Origin of the sequence: Bradyrhizobium elkanii USDA 76, assembly GCF_023278185.1 — a bacterium.
In the GTDB taxonomy this organism is placed as follows: Bacteria; Pseudomonadota; Alphaproteobacteria; order Rhizobiales; family Xanthobacteraceae; genus Bradyrhizobium; species Bradyrhizobium elkanii.
The window spans coordinates 2,122,547-2,139,657 of record NZ_CP066356.1; the positions used below are offsets into that span (position 1 = coordinate 2,122,547).

At 65.5% G+C, this 17,111-nt stretch carries 16 protein-coding genes; 7 read left to right on the forward strand and 9 right to left on the reverse strand.

Features of this window, described 5'->3' with window-relative positions; all coding sequences use genetic code 11:
• Positions 1-24: 24 nt before the first annotated feature.
• A complete protein-coding gene (locus JEY66_RS10240; protein WP_016843481.1) occupies positions 25-201 on the reverse strand; it encodes a hypothetical protein in 177 nt (58 codons plus the stop codon).
• A 215-nt stretch (positions 202-416) separates the two neighbouring features.
• On the opposite strand from JEY66_RS10240, the gene JEY66_RS10245 reads away from it, so the two are divergent.
• Both JEY66_RS10245 and JEY66_RS10250 read left to right on the forward strand, forming a co-directional pair.
• Positions 417-668, forward strand: coding sequence for a hypothetical protein (locus tag JEY66_RS10245; RefSeq protein WP_018273417.1), 252 nt, complete (start codon positions 417-419; stop codon positions 666-668).
• A gap of 93 nt (positions 669-761) precedes the next feature.
• Positions 762-2,267 carry a CYTH and CHAD domain-containing protein gene (locus JEY66_RS10250; protein WP_016843483.1) on the forward strand — a complete coding sequence of 502 codons (1,506 nt, stop codon included), beginning with the start codon at positions 762-764 and terminating at the stop codon, positions 2,265-2,267.
• Between the two features lie 28 nt (positions 2,268-2,295).
• Here JEY66_RS10250 and JEY66_RS10255 read toward each other — a convergent pair whose 3' ends face one another.
• The 7 genes from JEY66_RS10255 to JEY66_RS10285 form a co-directional block, all read right to left on the reverse strand.
• Positions 2,296-2,469 carry a hypothetical protein gene (locus JEY66_RS10255; protein ID WP_240536873.1) on the reverse strand — a complete coding sequence of 58 codons (174 nt, stop codon included), beginning with the start codon at positions 2,467-2,469 and terminating at the stop codon, positions 2,296-2,298.
• A gap of 93 nt (positions 2,470-2,562) precedes the next feature.
• On the reverse strand, positions 2,563-4,104 hold the full coding sequence (garD, locus tag JEY66_RS10260; RefSeq protein WP_016843485.1) for a galactarate dehydratase: 1,542 nt from the start codon (positions 4,102-4,104) through the stop codon (positions 2,563-2,565).
• A 234-nt stretch (positions 4,105-4,338) separates the two neighbouring features.
• A complete protein-coding gene (locus tag JEY66_RS10265) occupies positions 4,339-5,787 on the reverse strand; it encodes an aldehyde dehydrogenase family protein (RefSeq protein WP_016843486.1) in 1,449 nt (482 codons plus the stop codon).
• 19 nt (positions 5,788-5,806) lie between these two features.
• Positions 5,807-7,162 (reverse strand): glucarate dehydratase, encoded by a 1,356-nt coding sequence (gene gudD, locus JEY66_RS10270; RefSeq protein ID WP_016843487.1) that lies wholly within the window; start codon positions 7,160-7,162, stop codon positions 5,807-5,809.
• A 43-nt stretch (positions 7,163-7,205) separates the two neighbouring features.
• Positions 7,206-8,147 carry a 5-dehydro-4-deoxyglucarate dehydratase gene (gene kdgD, locus JEY66_RS10275; RefSeq protein WP_018273416.1) on the reverse strand — a complete coding sequence of 314 codons (942 nt, stop codon included), beginning with the start codon at positions 8,145-8,147 and terminating at the stop codon, positions 7,206-7,208.
• A gap of 126 nt (positions 8,148-8,273) precedes the next feature.
• Entirely contained in the window at positions 8,274-9,179 is a 906-nt protein-coding gene (locus JEY66_RS10280; RefSeq protein WP_018273415.1) for a LysR family transcriptional regulator, read from the reverse strand.
• 317 nt (positions 9,180-9,496) lie between these two features.
• Positions 9,497-10,834: an MFS transporter gene (locus tag JEY66_RS10285; RefSeq protein ID WP_018273414.1), complete on the reverse strand. Its 1,338-nt coding sequence runs from the start codon at positions 10,832-10,834 to the stop codon at positions 9,497-9,499.
• A gap of 214 nt (positions 10,835-11,048) precedes the next feature.
• Here JEY66_RS10285 and JEY66_RS10290 point away from each other — a divergent pair, with 214 nt between their 5' ends.
• Together JEY66_RS10290 and JEY66_RS10295 are read left to right on the forward strand one after the other, a co-directional pair.
• A complete protein-coding gene (locus JEY66_RS10290) occupies positions 11,049-12,080 on the forward strand; it encodes an alpha/beta fold hydrolase (protein ID WP_026193278.1) in 1,032 nt (343 codons plus the stop codon).
• 14 nt (positions 12,081-12,094) lie between these two features.
• On the forward strand, positions 12,095-13,045 hold the full coding sequence (locus JEY66_RS10295; RefSeq protein WP_016846176.1) for a fatty acid desaturase: 951 nt from the start codon (positions 12,095-12,097) through the stop codon (positions 13,043-13,045).
• Positions 13,046-13,048: 3 nt separating this feature from the next.
• On the opposite strand, the gene JEY66_RS10300 is transcribed toward JEY66_RS10295, so the two are convergent.
• Positions 13,049-13,660 (reverse strand): TetR/AcrR family transcriptional regulator, encoded by a 612-nt coding sequence (locus JEY66_RS10300; protein WP_016846177.1) that lies wholly within the window; start codon positions 13,658-13,660, stop codon positions 13,049-13,051.
• Between the two features lie 181 nt (positions 13,661-13,841).
• Here JEY66_RS10300 and JEY66_RS10305 point away from each other — a divergent pair, with 181 nt between their 5' ends.
• From JEY66_RS10305 to JEY66_RS10315, 3 genes are all read left to right on the forward strand, one after another.
• Positions 13,842-14,867 carry a histone deacetylase family protein gene (locus JEY66_RS10305; protein WP_016846178.1) on the forward strand — a complete coding sequence of 342 codons (1,026 nt, stop codon included), beginning with the start codon at positions 13,842-13,844 and terminating at the stop codon, positions 14,865-14,867.
• 237 nt (positions 14,868-15,104) lie between these two features.
• On the forward strand, positions 15,105-16,034 hold the full coding sequence (locus JEY66_RS10310) for a Gfo/Idh/MocA family protein (RefSeq protein WP_026193277.1): 930 nt from the start codon (positions 15,105-15,107) through the stop codon (positions 16,032-16,034).
• A gap of 2 nt (positions 16,035-16,036) precedes the next feature.
• A complete protein-coding gene (locus JEY66_RS10315; protein WP_016846180.1) occupies positions 16,037-17,107 on the forward strand; it encodes an aldose epimerase family protein in 1,071 nt (356 codons plus the stop codon).
• The last annotated feature ends 4 nt before the right edge of the window (positions 17,108-17,111 follow it).

The following is a 17,111-nucleotide window of genomic DNA, read 5'->3' on the forward strand; positions in this document are numbered from 1 at the left end:
TTTGCCGCCACGGCCGGGCTGGATCTAGGCTGCATTTTCCGCTGGCGAAGTCTCGCCGTCGAGCCAGTCCTGTTCCTTTGCCAGCGCGCGCCAAGCCGCCTCCATTCGCTTGAAGCGCTTGTAGGTCGGCTCGTCGTCGGCACGCTCGGCAAGCTGCGCGCAGTTCTCCGCATTGTCGAGGAAGTGCTGTGACTGTTTCATGGAACGTCCTCCTGTTAATAGGGACGTGGGACATCAATTCAGGCTATTCAACGCGTGGAACACGGGTATTTCGCCACACAGATGAATGCCTGTTCAGCGAGTTCCGCGCGCGATGTTTCGCATACGCGTGAGCAACTGCAGCGCATTCGATACAGGAACGGTAGGTCGCACGCGACGTTCCTCCTTCACGTCGCAACTGGAGGAGGAAAGACGGCATGAGGACGTATCTGTTGGCTGCGGCCATGGTGACCGCGATCGCATCGCCTGTGTTCGCCGATGATGTCGGTGTTAGGGTTGGCCCCGTCGGCGCGGGCGTAACGGTTGGTCGGGCGCCTGAGTATCGCGATCGTGATCGCACCACCGTGATCAGGGAGCGTGAGCCGCGCCGTGACCGGACCACGGTCATCAAGAAGCAGGACGAGTTCGGCAATCGCAGCAAGACCGTCATCCACAACGACGACGATTGACGCCAACTCAGACGATCTTGTGTTAGCATGAACGTCCGCCGCTGACCTCGTCACGGCGGACGTTTGCTTGGTGCCCCAGGCCACGGAGCGACGATGGCGGCCGAGACGGAGCTCAAATTCCGGGTTCCCGCGCGCAAGCTCAAGGGACTGACGAAGCCGCGGATCGCCGGCAGCAAAAGCGGCGCACCATCCGAGAGCGATCTCGTCTCGACCTATTTCGACACGACGAAGCACAAGCTCAGGCGACACGGACTGACGCTGCGTGTGCGGCGGGATGGCGCCAACTATGTTCAGACCATCAAGTCCGGGGCGGGCCCACAGTTTGAACGGGGTGAATGGGAGACCGACCTTGCGGATGGACACCTCGACCTCGACAACGCCGAAGGTACACCGCTCGAAAAGCTCGCGTCTGACAGACTGCGCCACAAGCTGAAGCCGATGTTCGCGACGTCAGTGCGGCGTATTACCGTGCCGCTGCGGACGAAGCGCAGCGAGATCGAGCTCGCGATCGATCGCGGCTACACCACGGCCGGGCGCCGTTCACGCCGAATCGACGAGGTCGAACTCGAACTCAAGAGCGGCCGCCCGCTCGACCTGTTCCGGATCGCCAGGGCGCTGGAGCGGAAGGCGGCGGCAGAGCTCGATTTGCGCTCGAAAGCCGAACATGGCTATGAGCTCGCCGGCGGTGAGGAGCATGTCGTGGTCTCCGCCGGGAGCATCGTGCTCGACGCCGGGCTTACCGCCGGCGGGGCGTTCCGGGTGATCGCGCGCGCCGCGCTTCGTCACTTCTCGTCGAATGCCGATGCCGTCCGCGAGGGCGAGGCGGAAGGCATTCACCAGATGCGGGTCGGGTTGCGGCGGCTGCGCGCCGCGATCTCGCTGTTCTCGAAGATCCTCACCGTAGCCCCGACGGAAGACGTCAAGACGCAGCTGAAGTGGCTCACCAACGCGCTCGCGCCGGCGCGCGAGCTTGATGTGTTCGTCAAGGAAGATATCGAGCCTGCATCGCATGACGCGCTGCTGCGGCGAGGCGGCAAAGCGATCCGGCAGGAATTCTCCGACCGCCGCGACCGCGCATTTGCCGGCGCGCGGCAGGCGGTCAATTCGCGGCGCTATCGGTTGATGCTGATCGACACGTTGCAATGGATCGAGGCAAAGCAGACCGTTGCCGCGGAGGACGAAGGCGGTCCGATCGAGGAATTCGCCGCCGCGCTGCTGCATCGCCGCATCAGGAAGCTGCGCAAGAATGGCCGGCGTCTCGACGCGCTGTCGGCCCGGCAGCGGCACAAGGTGCGCATCGGGGCCAAGAAGCTCAGATACGCGATCGACTTCTTCGAAAGCCTGTTTCCGCGCAAGGGTGAGCGCAAGCAGCTCGCGCGGCTGTCCAGGCACCTGAAGCGGGTCCAGGATGCGCTCGGCTCGCTCAACGATTTTGTCGCGCACCGCAAGCTGGCGGTCGATGCGGCGCTGAAGGCCCCGCATCGGAAGGAGCGCGCCAGCGCCTTTGCCTCGGGCGTTGTGCTTGGCCGCGAGGAACAGGCGGTCAAGCCGCTGATCAAGGTCGCCGCCAAGGAAGTGCGAGGACTCGAAAAATTTTGACAAGCGTCTGGCGGCGAACTCCGGACATCTATGCCGCTGGTGATGCCCCCGATTGCCTCTCCCGCTCGGCGGCTGCGATCTGGCTGCGACATTCCTCCGCGTAGGCACGCAGGCGCTCGGCCGTCAACGAGTCCATGCCGGTGCGTGCCAGCCGCTCGGCGCGGTCGGCCTGATCTCTGAGATCATCGGTTGTCCGGGTCATGTGTGCCTCCATGCCCAGACAATTTGAATCGAATTGCGACGTTCCCCGGCGGGTCAGGACGTGGCTAACGGATGGTTAAGGAGCTGCGGATGCTCAGGTCACCGGCGCCGGGTTGAACAGCGTCAGATCATTGTGGATGCCCCAGCGGTCCGACCACGGCTTGGTGCGCCCGCTCGCGACGTCGAGGATCAGACGAAACAGGTCCCAGCCGGTTTCCTCGATGGTCTTCTCGCCGGTGGCGATGCAGCCGGCGTCGAAATCGATCAGGTCCTTCCAGCGCCGTGCCAGCTCGCTGCGGGTTGCGACCTTGATGACCGGGGCGGCGGCCAGGCCATAGGGCGTGCCGCGGCCGGTGGTGAACACCTGCAAGGTCATGCCGGAGGCGAGCTGCAGCGTGCCGCAGATGAAATCGCTGGCGGGCGTCGCCGCAAACAGCATGCCCTTCTGCCGCGCCTTCTCGCCCGGCGACAGCACGCCAGCGATCGGGCCTGAGCCGGACTTGACGATCGAGCCGAGCGACTTCTCTACGATGTTGGCGAGACCGCCCTTCTTGTTGCCCGGCGTGGTGTTGGCGCTGCGGTCGGCGCCGCCGCGGGCGAGATAGGCGTCATACCATTCCATCTCGCGGATCAACGCGCGGCCGACATCCTCGTTGACGGCGCGGCGGGTCAGCAGCGCGATAGCGTCGCGCACCTCGGTCACTTCCGAGAACATCACGGTCGCGCCGGCACGCACCAGAAGATCCGCGGCAAAGCCCACCGCGGGGTTCGCGGTGACGCCGGAGAATGCGTCGCTGCCGCCGCATTGCAGGCCGATCACAAGGTCAGCGGCCGGGCAGGTCTCGCGCTTGCGCGTGTTGAGCACCTTCAGCCGGGCTTCGGCCTGGGTCATGATGGCATCGACGATGGCGCCGAAGCCATCGAAGGCCTCGTCCTGCATCCGCACGATGGCATCGCCGACGCCCTCCGGCACCAGCCGTTCCGGCGCGAGCTTCTCGCAGCCGAGCCCGACGACGAGGATCTCGCCGCCGAAATTCGGATTGAGCGCGAGATTCTGCAGGGTGCGGATCGGCACCACGGCATCGGGCGCCGTGATCGCGACGCCGCAGCCATAGGCGTGGGTCAGCGGCACGACGTCGTCGACATTGGGATATTTCGGCAAGAGCTCGGCGCGGATGCGCTTGACCGCATATTCCATCGTGCCCTTGACGCATTGCACGGAGGAGGAGATGCCGAGGATGTTCTTGGTGCCGACCGAGCCGTCGGGATTGCGATAGCCCTCGAAGGTGAAGCCCTCGAGCGGCGGCAGCGCGGGCGGCACCGCGGTCGCGACCTCGAGCTGATCGAGCGGCGGCGCGTCGGGCATGCGGATGCGTGCCTCGTCGACCCATTCGCCGGCCAGGATCGGCGACAGCGCCGTGCCGATCACCTCGCCATAGCGGATAATGGGTGCGCCCTCGGCGATGTCTTCCAGCGCGGTCTTGTGGCCCTGCGGCACGAAGGCGCGCAGCGTCAGGCCCGAGGCGAAGCGGGAGCCGGCGGGCAGCCCGAAATCATTCACGACGATCGCGACGTTGTCGCGCTCGTTGAGCTTGATGTAGCGGGGCTGCTCCTGCGCGCCGATCGACTGGTCCATGAGGCTTCTCCTGACTTTGTTTCACCTCTCCCGCTTGCGGGGGAGGCGTAGGCCGCCTTCGGCGGCCGTCCTTAAGAACGCCGAAGCGAAGCTTCGGCTGTGTCGCATCGAATGATGCGATCCGGGTGGGGGCTCCATCCACTGCATGATTCGTGGAGAGAGCCCCCACCCCGACCCTCCCCGCAAGCAGGACGGGCGCAGCGTCTTACGCGGCTGCACTCTGTTTCAACTGCTTCAGCCCGGGAAGGTGTAAGCCGTCTTCACCGTGGTGTAGAACTCGCGGGCATAGGCGCCCTGTTCGCGCGCGCCGTAGCTCGAGCCTTTGCGGCCGCCGAACGGGACGTGGTAGTCGACGCCGGCGGTCGGCAGGTTGACCATCACCATGCCGGCCTCGCTGTTGCGCTTGTAATGCGAGGCGTATTTCAGACTGGTGGTGCAGATGCCCGAGGCGAGGCCGAACTCGGTGTCGTTGGAGATCGCCAGCGCCTCTTCATAATCCTTGGCGCGGATCACGCAGGCGACCGGGCCAAAGATCTCCTCGCGCGCGATGCGCATCTGATTGGTCGCCTCGGTGAACAGCGCCGGCTGCAGATAGAAGCCGGGCGTCTCGCGGTTGAGCAGCTCGCCGCCCCAATGCAGGCGGGCGCCTTCGTCCTGGCCGATCTTGATATAGCGGAGGTCCTGGTCGAGCTGGCTCTGGTCGACGACCGGGCCGACATGCACGCCGCTCTTCAGCGCGTCGTCCACGGAGAGCCCTTTCATGCGCTCGGTCATCGCGGCGACGAAGCGATCGTGAATTCCTGCTGTGACGATCAGGCGCGAAGACGCCGTGCAGCGCTGTCCCGTCGAGAAATAGGCGCCGTTGACCGCGACCTCGACCGCGACCTTCACGTCGGCGTCGTCGAGCACGACCAGCGGGTTCTTGCCGCCCATCTCGAGCTGGAACTTCTTCATGGGATTGGAGAGCACGCAGGCCTGCGCGATCTTGCGGCCGGTCTGAACCGAGCCGGTGAACGAGATCGCGGCGACGTCGGGATGATCGAGCAGGGTCTGGCCGACCACCGACCCCGAGCCGACCACGAGGTTGAACACGCCGGAGGGAATGCCGGAACGCGCGATGATCTCGGACAGCGCGTGCGCCGAGCCCGGCACCAGCTCCGCCGGCTTGAACACGACGGCGTTGCCGTAGCAGAGCGCCGGCGCGATCTTCCAGGCCGGGATCGCGATCGGGAAGTTCCACGGCGTGATCATACCGACGACGCCGACCGGCTCGCGGGTGATCTCGACGTCGAGGCCGGGGCGCACCGATGCGCCCTTCTCGCCCATCAGCCGCAGCGCTTCGCCGGCGAAGAACGCAAAGATCTGCCCGGCGCGCGCCACCTCGCCGATACCCTCGGGGAGCGTCTTGCCCTCCTCGCGGGCGAGCAGGCGGCCGAGCTCTTCCTTGCGGGCGAGGATTTCGACGGAAATCCTGGTCAGCGCGTCGAAGCGCTCCTGCGGCGTCGAGCGCGCCCAGGCCGGGAATGCGGCCTTCGCCGCGGCGATCGCCTTTTCGGTCTGCGCCTTGTCGGCCTTGGCGTATTCGCCGACCACATCCTTGGTGTTGGACGGGTTGATGTCCCGCGTGATGCCTGTTCCGTCGACCCATTCGCCGGCGATGAAGTTCTTCTGGTGAGCGGTCATGTTTCCAACCTTTCTTTTTTTAGCGCACGAGGCAGGGACGCTTGTCGTCGAAGGTCCACCCCTGGATCAGGAACTGCATGGCCAGCGCGTCGTCGCGGGCGCCGAGACCATGCTGCTTGTATAGCGCGTTCGCAGCCTCGATGGCACCGCGATCGAGCTCGATGCCGAGGCCCGGCCGATCCGGGATCGCGATCTTGCCGCCCTTGATCTGCAGCGGCTGGCGCGTCAACGCCTGGCCGTCCTGCCAGATCCAGTGGGTGTCGATCGCGGTCACCTTGCCGGGCGCGGCAGCGCCGACATGGGTGAACATCGCCAGCGAAATATCGAAATGGTTGTTGGAGTGCGAGCCCCAGGTCAGGCCGTTGTCGCGGCAGGTCTGCGCCACCCGCACCGAGCCCTGCATGGTCCAGAAATGCGGATCGGCGAGCGGAATGTCGACCGCGCCAAGCCGCAATGCGTGCGAGAGCTGGCGCCAGTCGGTCGCGATCATGTTGGTCGCGGTCGGCAGCCCGGTGGCGCGGCGGAACTCGGCCATGATCTCGCGGCCGGAGAACCCGGCCTCGGCGCCGCAGGGGTCCTCGGCATAGGCGAGCACGCCATGCATGTTGCTGCACAGCCGGATCGCCTCGTCGAGCGACCAGGCGCCGTTCGGGTCCAGCGTGACGCGCGCCTTCGGGAAGCGTTTTGCAATTGCGGTGACGGCCTCGATCTCCTCTTCGCCCCTGAGCACGCCGCCCTTGAGCTTGAAATCGGCAAAGCCGTAATGCGCCTGCGTCGCTTCGGCGAGGCGCACGATCGCCTCCGGCGTCATCGCGACTTGATGGCGCAGATTGAACCAGTCGGGCTTGCCGGTCTCGCCCTCGACGTAGGGAAGGCTGGTCTTCCTGCGATCGCCGACAAAGAAGAGGTAGCCGAGCGTCTCGACGCTGGTGCGCTGCTGGCCTTCGCCGAGCAGCGCTGCGACCGGGAGATTGAGATGCTGGCCGAGCAGATCGAGCAGCGCGGATTCGACCGCGGTGACCGCATGGATGGTGACGCGGAGATCGAAGGTCTGCTTGCCGCGGCCGTCGGCGTCGCGGTCGGCGAAGGCCTGGCGCATCGAGGCCAGGATGTTGTTGTAGGCGCCGATGGTCTGGCCGACGACGAGGTCGCGGGCGTCCTCGAGCGTCTTCTTGATCTTCTCGCCGCCCGGCACCTCGCCGACGCCGGTGTGGCCGGAGTTGTCGGTGAGGATAACGAGGTTGCGGGTGAAGAACGGCGCATGCGCGCCGCTCAGATTGAGGAGCATGCCGTCGCGGCCGGCGACCGGGATCACCTCCATCGCCGTGACAACAGGTGCGCCGGCAAAGCCGGTGCGGATCGTGTCCTGGATCATCTGCTCCTCCCTTCGTTCTTTGCTGTTTTCGCGGCCGTTCAGCTTATTCTGCCGCCTGCTGCGCGGCGGCCCGCGGCAGCTTGGCCACCAGTGCGGCGAGCTCGGCGGTCTCCTGCGCGGTGAGATCGGTGAGCGGCGGCCGCACCGGGCCGGAGTAGCGGCCGATCACCTTCATGCCGGCCTTGATGATCGACACCGCATAACCCTTCTTGCGGTTGCGTATCGCGATCAGCGGCAGGACGAAATCCTTCAACCCTGCATGGATGGTCTGATGATCGCGCCGGCGCACCGCGGCGTAGAATTTGGTGGCGAATTCCGGCACGAAATTGAACACAGCCGACGAATAGGTGGTGACGCCCATGTCGAGATAGGGCAGGGCAAAGGTCTCCGCGGTCGGCAGGCCGCCGATATAGGTCAGGCGATCGCCGAGCCGGGTATGGACACGGGTCATCAGCTCGATGTCGCCGATGCCGTCCTTGTAGCCGACGAGGTTCGGGCAGCGCTCGCAGAGGCGCGCCAGTGTATCGGGCTGCAGGATCGCATTGTCGCGGTTGTAGACGATGACGCCGATCTTGACCGACGCGCACACCGCCTCGACATGCGCCGCAAGGCCGTCCTGCTCGGCATGTGTCAGATAGGGCGGCAGCAGCAGTAGACCGTCGGCGCCGGCCTGCTCGGCGCCAACAGCGATCTCGCGCGCGATCGCGGTGCCGTAGCCGGTGCCGGCCAGCACGGGAACGCGGCCCTTGGTCTCGTCGACCGCGATCTTCACGACGTGGGGAACTTCACTCGGCGTCAGCGAGAAGAACTCGCCGGTGCCGCCGGCGGCGAACAGGCCGGCAACGTCATAGCCGCACAGCCAGTCCATGTTGGCGCGATAGGTCGCCTCGTCGAACGAATAGTCCGCGTTGAACGGGGTCACGGGGAAGGACAGGAGGCCGCCACCGATTCTGGCGGCCATCTCCTGAGGGGTCATCTTGCTCATGGCGCCACTCCTTGAATGTTTCTGGGAACGGGATGCGCGAGCAGCGCGCGTCCATGGCGGAATTTCTAGGGAATGGTTCGATGCGCGTCCAAGCCAAACGCGGTATCGAGCGATGCGCAATCTGCATCAATCGCCGCGCAGATGCGGCGCTGCGATTTCGGTTGCGATCTCGATCAGTGAAGGCAGCAGCTGGTTCTCGTGATCGCGCCGCCACACCATGAACAGCTCGACCGGCACGGGTGATCGCAGCTTCAGCGGCTTCAGCTTGACCTCCGCGATCTTCAGGCTCGCGGCCGCTTCCGGCACGATCGCAACGCCGAGCCCGGCGCGCACCATGGCGAGGATCGAATGGATCTGGCTGAGATGCTGGACATAGCGCGGCAGCACGTCGGCGCGCGTGAACATCGACACCAGCAGATCGTGGAAGTAGCGCGCCTCATGAGGCGAATACATCACGAAAGGCTGGTCGTCGAAATCCTTGATGCTGACGGTCTCGGCCGCGGCCAGCGGATGCTTCTTCGGGATCGCGGCGAGCAACGGCTCGGCCACGACGCGCCGGCTTGCGAATTCCGGCCGCGCGATCGGTGGACGCAGCAGGCCGGCATCGATCTGCCCGGTGGTGAGCGCCTCGAACTGATCGCCGGAGACCATCTCCTTCAGCGAAAAATCGACCTCGGGCAGGCGCGAGCGGCAGGCCGCGATCAGGTCGGGCAGGAAGCCGTAGGCGGCCGCGGCGGTGAAGCCGATCTTGAGCGAGCCGGTCTTGCCGAGCGCGATGCGGCGGGCAACCTGCGAGGCGGATTCCGCGAGCTTGAGGATGCGCCGCGCCTCGGGCAGGAAGCTGCGTCCGGCCGGCGTCAGCCGCACCGAGCGGCTGGTGCGTTCCAACAGCGGCGCGTCGATGATGTGCTCGAGCACCTGGATCTGCCGGCTCAGCGGCGGCTGCGTCATGTTGAGCCGCGCCGCGGCGCGGCCGAAGTGCAATTCCTCGGCCACCGTGACAAAGCAGCGGAGCTGGCTCAGGTCGAACATCGATGCTAACCCGGAATGGATCGAACGGGGATTTGTGCGTTCTAGCATCGATGCCTCCCACTGGCCAAGAAGACAAAAGCAGACAAAGACGGCGGCCGAAGCCGCCGTTTGGTTTTCTGCTCCCTCTCCCCGTTCTTACGGGGAGAGGGTTGGGGTGAGGGGCTCTCTCTGCGCAACGGCCGCCTCAATTGATCCGAACGAGTCGGAAGGACTGTCTTTGCGGAGAGTTGCTTCGCCCCTCACCCGAAATTCGCTGTGCGAATTTCGAGCTCTCCCCGCGGAAGGGCGGGGAGAGGTGAAGCGCGTTCAGGCCCGGCTCAGGCCGCCTTCAGCTGCACCCGCTTGATCTCGCCGACGATGAACAGATAGGCGATCGCCGCGACCAGCGCGTTGGCACCGACGAACACCAGCGCGCCGTTGAACGAGCCGGTGGCGGCGAGGATGTAACCGATGATGATCGGCGTGGTGATCGAGGACAGATTGCCGAAGGTGTTGAACAGACCGCCGGAGACCCCGCCGGCTTCCTTCGGCGAGGTGTCGGAGACGACCGCCCAGCCGAGCGCGCCGATGCCCTTGCCGAAGAAGGCGAGCGCCATGAAGCCGACCACCAGCGCCTGGCCGTCGACATAGTTGCAGGCGATAATCGACATCGACAGCAGCATGCCGCCGACGATCGGGATTTTGCGCGCCATGGTCAGCGAGCCGGTGCGGCGCAGGATATGGTCCGAGATCACGCCGCCGAGCACGCCGCCGATAAAGCCGCACAGCGCCGGCAAGGTCGCGACGAAGCCGGCCTGCAGGATCGACAGCCCGCGCTCCTTCACCAGATAGACCGGGAACCAGGTCAGGAAGAAGTAGGTCAGGGTGTTGATGCAGTACTGGCCGATATAGACGCCGAGCATCATCCGGTTGGCGAGCAGCTGGCGGATGTGGTCCCAGCGCGGGCCGCCGTCATGGGCCTTGCCGTCCTTCGTCGCGTCCATGTCGACCAGCGCGCCGCCCTGCTTGATGTAGTCGAACTCGGCCTCGTTGATCGCGGGGTGCTCCTTCGGCTCGTAGATGGTCTTGATCCAGGCAATGCCCATGACGATGCCGAGCGCACCCATCACGTAGAACACATGGCGCCAGCCATACTCATGGGCGATCCAGCCCATCAGCGGCGCGAAGATCACGGTGGCGAAATACTGCCCCGAATTGAAAAAGGCCGAGGCGGTGCCGCGCTCATTGCCGGGGAACCAGGAGGCGACGATGCGGGCGTTAGCCGGGAATGACGGCGCCTCGGCGATGCCGACCAGAAAGCGCAGGCCGAACAGCAGGACCACGGCCGCGCCCGCGGAGAGGAACCCGACCAGGCCCTGCATCGCGGTGAAGATCGACCAGACGATGATGCTGAGCGCATAGACCCATTTGGAGCCGAAGCGGTCGAGCAGCCAGCCGCACGGCACCTGCGCGACCGCATAGGACCAGCCGAACGCCGAGAACACGTAGCCCATCGCGACGGGATCGAGATGCAGTTCCTTGGAAAGGGCGGGGCCGGCGATCGAGAGCGTGGCGCGATCGGCATAGTTCACGGTGGTGACGAGAAACAGCATCGTCACGATCAAGAGCCGGACGCGGGATCGCCGCGTGTCTGCGGCGGACACAATTGCGCTCATTAGCGCCTCCTCGAAAATTTCCTCGGGGTTTGTCCTAGAGAGATGACGACAATGGGTCCAAGCCGAAACGGGTATTGATCCATACCGATTTTGAATGGATCGGCCCGGTGTCATTCCACCTTTGCCGCTATTGCCAGGGCTTCGTATTTACTGTACTATTAGTACAGTTATTTTGGGCGCAGCGTTGCGCCCGGCTGCTCGAGGTCGAATGCCGATGACCACGCCGCGCGACTATGAGGTGTTCGAGGCAGGTGATGTGACGCTGCAGGGCGGTGCCGTGTTTCCGCAACTGAGGCTCGCCTACAAGACCTATGGCACGCCGAGCGCGGCGCGGGACAACGTCATCCTCTATCCGACGTCGTTTGCCGCACAGCACGCGGACATCGAATGGCTGGTGCAGCCGGGCGGCGCGCTCGATCCCGGGCGCTACTTCATCGTCATCGCGAATCTGTTCGGCAATGGCCTGTCGTCCTCGCCGTCGAATTCGGCCGAGGTGCTCGGCGGCGCGCCGTTTCCTGCCTTCACCTATCATGACGCGGTCGCGATCCAGCGGCGGCTGCTGGCCGAGCGCTTCGGCGTGACCAGGCTCGCGCTGGTCTATGGCTGGTCGATGGGCGGCATGCAGGCCTATCACTGGGTCGCGCGATATCCCGACATGGTCGAGCGCGCAGCCGTGGTTTGCGGCAGCGCGCGGTGCTCGCCGTATAATCATGTGTTCCTCGAAGGCGTGAAGGCCGCGCTGACCGCCGACCCGGCCTACCGGGACGGCCGCTTCGTCAGCAAGCCCGCGGCGGGCCTTCGTGCGATGGGGCGCGTCTATGCCGGCTGGGCGATGTCGCATGAGTTCTATCGCGAGGAAGTCTGGCGCGCGGCCGGCTTTAACTCGCTGGAAGACTACCTCGCGGGATCCTGGGACGGTGCCTTCGCACGGCGCGATGCGAATGATCTGCTGGCGCAGATCGCGATCTGGCAGGCCGGCGATATCAGCCGTTGCGATCAATTCGGCGGCGACTTCGACCGGGCGCTGGCCGCGATCAAGGCGCATATCCTGCTGATGCCGGGTCGTACCGATCGCTATTTCGACCCGCGCGACAACGAGGCTGAACTCGGCCGCCTGGTCAACGCGCGCTCGGCCGCGCTGCACGCGATTCCGTCGATCCATGGGCACCGGGCCGGCAATCCCGCCAACAACGCCGCAGACCGCGCCTTCATCAACGCCGAAATCTCGGCGCTGCTGCAACGCTGACAGGTGAGACGACCATGAGCACCGCAGAGACCAGTGACGTCGGACCCCGCCTGAAGCCGCTCAGCCCGCTAACCTTGCGCGATCTGTCGACAAAGTCGAACCTTGCCGGCGCGGTGCGCGCGGCAAGCCATTACGGGATGATCGTCATCGTCGGCGCGCTGATCTCCTTGATCTCATCGCGCTACGATCTGCCATGGGCGCTGCCGCTGATTGCCGTGCAGGGCTACTTCGTCGCGTTCCTGTTCATGGTGGTGCATGAGACCGCGCACAAGACGGCGTTCCGCAGTCCAGTGCTCAACCTTGTCGTCGGCAATCTGTCCGCCTTCATGATCGGACTGCCCTACCAATATTACTGCCTGTTTCACTGGGACCATCACCGCTACACGCAGGATCCGGAGAAAGACCCGGAGCTGATCGTCGGCCCCAAGCCCGCGTCGGACACCCAGCTCGCGATCGCCTATTCGGGACTGCTGCAGGTGTTGGTTCGCATCCGCCTGATGTTTTGGCATGCACTCACCGGAAAGGTGGTCGTGCCGTGGATTCCGGAGCCCAAGCGCGCCTCGATCGTGCTGGAGGCGCGGCTTTATCTCGCGGGCTATCTGCTGTTGCTCGCGGCATCGTTCGCGCTGCACAGTGCGATCCTGCTCTGGGTGTGGATCGTGCCGCTCCTGGCCGGTCAGCTCATCCTGCGCCCCTATCTCTATGCCGAGCACACCGGCTGCGAGCGGACGCGGAGCGCGTTCGAGAACACGCGCACAACGATGACTGGCCGGATCATGAAATGGTTCGCCTGGAACATGCCTTACCATGTCGAGCACCACGCCTATCCCACGGTGCCGTTCCATGCGCTGCCGAAGCTGAACGCCATCGTCGATGGCCACATCGTGTATCGCGGCAGCAGTTACCGGGCCGTCACGCGCGAGACCTGGGCCTGGTTCCGCCGTCAGCGCCAGCGCTCTGCTTGATAGTCAAGCGTCCGCGCGGGGCCGCAGCACCAGATTGACGAGATTGCGGGCGTAGGCCGGCGTCAACGGCTTGATGCCGAAGACGTAGCGATAGAACAGGCTGCCGTAGATTGCGTCATAGATATCGCCGGGGACGCCCGGCGCGCCGATGCTGCCGTCCTTCTGGCCGGCGGCGATGATCTCCAGCATCTTGCTGCGGCGCAGGCCGAGGTAACGCTCGTAGAACAGCTCCGCCGTGCCGGTCTTCGAGATGCATTCCGAGATCACGGCGAGCTGCACCCGGCCGAACTCGCCCTGCAACGCCTCGACATAGGTCGCAACGTGGCGGCGGATGCGGGCCACCGGATTGCCCGCCTCAGGCAGCGGCACGGCCCGTGAGGCCTGGTCGAGGAAGGCATCGATCAGCAACGCTTCGCGCGACGGCCACCATTTGTAGATCGTCATCTTCGAGACGTTGGAATGTCTGGCAATCGCGTCGATGGTGGTCGCGGCGAGGCCGGTCGTCGCCATCAGCTGATAGGCGCCTTCCAGGATCGCGGCCGTGGTCGCGGCGGAGCGCGGCCGCCCGCGCCGCCCCGTTGCCGCTTCCTCTGTCTCCGTCTTGCCGCTGGCCATGGCCGGACTTCGCGTCCTGCGTCTTTCAATCATTGCGCTGCATGCGGGCATAGCATGAAATCGCGCTCGGTTTCAGACCGTCGCCGTCGCTGATAGTGTACAACGCGCAAGCCAAAGCTTGCGTGCGGCACATTGCCCTCGCTCTGTCCAGCTCAGCCGCCGATCCAACAGGAGTGTCCCCGTGAAGGCCGTCTACAGTGATCTGCACCGCAGCCATGATCCGCAATTCTTCCTGGTCCGCGGTGTGGTCCAGCGTACCACCGAGCAGCCCGAACGCGCCGACCGCCTGCTGGCGGGCCTGAAGGCCGGCAAGCACACGCTGATCGAGCCGACCAGATTCGGGCAGGGGCCGCGGGCGCGCGTGCACAGTCCGGAATATCTGAGCTTTCTCGCGGACGCCTGGGACGAATGGTCGGCGCTCGGCAATGCCGGACCGGAGATGATCGCGAACATCCACCCCGTGCGCAATGCCGGTACGTACCCTGCTCATATCGTCGGCAAGCTCGGCTGGCACACGATGGACACCGCGGCCCCGATCGGTCCCGGCACCTGGGCCGGCGCCTGCGCCGCGAGCGACGTCGCGGTCAGCGCCGCGCAGATGGTGCTGGACGGCGAGGACGCCGTCTACGCGCTGTGCCGTCCGCCCGGCCACCACGCCTATCGCGACCTCGCCGGCGGCTTCTGCTTCCTCAACAACAGCGCGATTGCGGCCGAGCATCTGCGCCAGAAGCATGAGCGCGTCGCGATCCTCGACGTCGACGTGCATCACGGCAACGGCACGCAGGGCATCTTCTATGAGCGGGGCGATGTCTTCACCGTCTCGATCCACGCCGATCCGTCGTTCTTCTACCCCTTCGTTTGGGGCCATGCGCATGAGCGCGGCGCCGGAGGCGGCCTCGGCACCAATCTCAACATTCCCCTCGCCAAGGGCACCGGTGACGACGACTACATGAAGGCGCTCGCAGCGGCGGAGAAGGCGATCCGCTCCTTCGCCCCGACCGCGCTCGTGGTAGCGCTCGGTCTCGACGCCTCCGAGAAGGACCCGCTCGCCGGTCTCGCCGTCACCACCGGCGGCTTCCGCCGCATCGGCGAGGGGCTGGCCCGCTTCGGGCTGCCGACGGTGCTGGTGCAGGAGGGCGGCTATCTCTCTGACATCCTCGGTGCCAATCTGACGGCGGTGCTCGGCGGGTTTGAGGCCGCACGCTAGCGCAATTTCGGGCGAAGCGGTGACCGGTCCGCGCGAACAAAGCCCGTCAAAACGGGAATCTGGCGCATCGGCCTTGATTGATCAAAGCCGATGCCCCGGCCGCGAGGCGCGCAACAGAGCGTCGTGGACTTGCGTGTCGGCAACCAAAATCACATCATGCCATCGGCATTCGGCGCTGGCTTATGATTCTGCCTGGCGACTTCAGCCGGCCAGGTGGACCGCAACGCGAGGACGGCCATGAGTGACCTGCTTCGCATCGCCATCGTCGGTTATGGCGAGATCGCGTGCCGGCAGCACGTGCCTGCGATCGCGAAGACGTCAGGCGTGGCTCTCGTTGCGGTGGCTGATCCCGTGAAGACTCCGCCCGGCCTGCCGCATTTCCGCGATTTGCAGGAGCTGTTGCGCGACGGGCCGGAGATCGACGCGGTCGCGCTGTGTACGCCACCGCAGATGCGCCATGCGCAGGCCGCCGCCGCGCTCGCGTCGGGCAAGCATGTGCTGCTGGAGAAGCCGCCGGGCACGACGTTAAGCGAACTCACGCCGCTGATCACGGCCGCGCAGGAGGCGGGCCGGACGTTGTTTGCCGCATGGCATTCGGGCTATGCGGCCGCGGTCGGCCCGGCGCGGCAATTGCTCGCGGGACGCACCATCAACAAGGTGACCATCATCTGGAAGGAAGACGTGCGCGTCTGGCACCCGGGCCAGGCCTGGATCTTCGAGGCGGGTGGCTTCGGCGTGTTCGATCCCGGCATCAACGCGCTGTCGATCCTGACCGAGATCCTGCCGCGTGCGGTCTTTGTCAGGAGTGCTGCGTTGGATTTTCCCTCCAATCGGGAGGCGCCGATTGCGGCAGAGATCGAACTTTCCGACGCAGGCGGCTTGCCAATTCACGCCGAATTCGATTTCCGCCAGACCGGATCGCCGAGCTGGGACATCCTGTGCGAGACCGATGCCGGGCCTGTGACGCTGTCGAAAGGTGGAAGGCAGCTGCGCGATGGCGGCAGGCTGGTGGTCGATGCGCCGGATGAGGAATATCCCGCGCTGTACCGCCGCTTCGTCGCGCTGACCTCGGAAGGAAAATCCGATGTCGACCTCGCGCCCTTGCGGCTTGTCGCCGATAGCTTCATGCTGGGGCGACGGCGCCTCGTCGAGGCGTTCGAGGACTGACAATGACATCAGCCAGCATCGGTCGCACCCCCTTCGGCAAATTGCACGACGGCACCGTGGTCGAGCGCGTGATCTTGCGCGGCGAACATGGTTTTGAGGCCGCCATCCTTCCCTTCGGCGCCACACTGCTGGCGCTGCTTGCGCCGGATCGTGACGGGACTTGCGACGACATCGTGCTTGGCCACGACGAGCTCGACGGCTATCTCGCACAGCGCAAATTCTTCGGCGCGACGATTGGGCGCTACGCCAACCGGATCGCCGGCGCGCGCTTCGTGCTCGATGGCGAGACCGTGCGGCTCGAGGCCAACAACGGCCCCAACGCGCTGCATGGCGGAGTGCAGGGCTTTGATCGCAAGCTGTGGCGGATCGTCGAACTATCTGACGATCCGGGGCCGACGCTGGTGCTGGAGTGCGAGAGCCCGCATGGCGAGGAGGGCTATCCCGGCAACCTTCAGACGCGAGTGACCTACAGAGTGCGCAGTCCGATGGAGCTCTCGGTCACCTACGAGGCGACGACCGACCGGCCGACCTGCCTCAACCTCACCAATCACAGTTTCTTCAATCTCGAGGGCGCGCGCTCGGGCATGCAGATCCTCGATCACCGCCTGACGATCGCCTCCGACCATTTCCTCGCGGTGGACGCCACGGCGATCCCGCTACCGGGTCCGCCGCGGCAGGTCGACGGTACGCCGTTCGACTTCCGCGAGCCCACGGCCATCGGCGCGCGGATCAGGATGAATGACGAGCAGCTGCGGCTCGGGCGCGGCTATGACCACAATTTCTGCCTGGCCTCGGGGGCGGGCCTTCGCCTTGCTGCTCGCCTCGAGGCGCCGCACAGCGGCCGCGTGATGGAGCTCTTCACCGATCAGCCGGGACTGCAGTTCTATTCCGGCAATTTCCTCGACGGCTCGACCGCCGGCAAAGGCGGTCGTCTGTACCGGCAATCCGACGCGTTCTGTCTCGAGCCGCATGCCTGGCCTGATACGCCGAACCGGCCCGACTTCCCGTCGGCGCGTCTCGATCCGGGGCAGCTCTATCGGCGCAGCATCGTCTACCGCTTCTCAACCGCGTGAATGA

Bases quoted from the DNA above. Each gene is read 5' to 3' on its own strand.
- JEY66_RS10255 (WP_240536873.1), bottom strand. From the start codon at position 2,469: ATGACCCGGACAACCGATGATCTCAGAGATCAGGCCGACCGCGCCGAG.
- JEY66_RS10300 (WP_016846177.1), bottom strand. From the start codon at position 13,660: ATGGCCAGCGGCAAGACGGAGACAGAGGAAGCGGCAACGGGGCGGCGC.
- garD (WP_016843485.1), bottom strand. From the start codon at position 4,104: ATGGACCAGTCGATCGGCGCGCAGGAGCAGCCCCGCTACATCAAGCTC.
- gudD (WP_016843487.1), bottom strand. From the start codon at position 7,162: ATGATCCAGGACACGATCCGCACCGGCTTTGCCGGCGCACCTGTTGTC.
- JEY66_RS10280 (WP_018273415.1), bottom strand. From the start codon at position 9,179: ATGTTCGACCTGAGCCAGCTCCGCTGCTTTGTCACGGTGGCCGAGGAA.
- JEY66_RS10315 (WP_016846180.1), top strand. From the start codon at position 16,037: ATGACATCAGCCAGCATCGGTCGCACCCCCTTCGGCAAATTGCACGAC.
- JEY66_RS10265 (WP_016843486.1), bottom strand. From the start codon at position 5,787: ATGACCGCTCACCAGAAGAACTTCATCGCCGGCGAATGGGTCGACGGA.
- kdgD (WP_018273416.1), bottom strand. From the start codon at position 8,147: ATGAGCAAGATGACCCCTCAGGAGATGGCCGCCAGAATCGGTGGCGGC.
- JEY66_RS10310 (WP_026193277.1), top strand. From the start codon at position 15,105: ATGAGTGACCTGCTTCGCATCGCCATCGTCGGTTATGGCGAGATCGCG.
- JEY66_RS10250 (WP_016843483.1), top strand. From the start codon at position 762: ATGGCGGCCGAGACGGAGCTCAAATTCCGGGTTCCCGCGCGCAAGCTC.
- JEY66_RS10245 (WP_018273417.1), top strand. From the start codon at position 417: ATGAGGACGTATCTGTTGGCTGCGGCCATGGTGACCGCGATCGCATCG.
- JEY66_RS10240 (WP_016843481.1), bottom strand. From the start codon at position 201: ATGAAACAGTCACAGCACTTCCTCGACAATGCGGAGAACTGCGCGCAG.
- JEY66_RS10290 (WP_026193278.1), top strand. From the start codon at position 11,049: ATGACCACGCCGCGCGACTATGAGGTGTTCGAGGCAGGTGATGTGACG.
- JEY66_RS10295 (WP_016846176.1), top strand. From the start codon at position 12,095: ATGAGCACCGCAGAGACCAGTGACGTCGGACCCCGCCTGAAGCCGCTC.
- JEY66_RS10285 (WP_018273414.1), bottom strand. From the start codon at position 10,834: ATGAGCGCAATTGTGTCCGCCGCAGACACGCGGCGATCCCGCGTCCGG.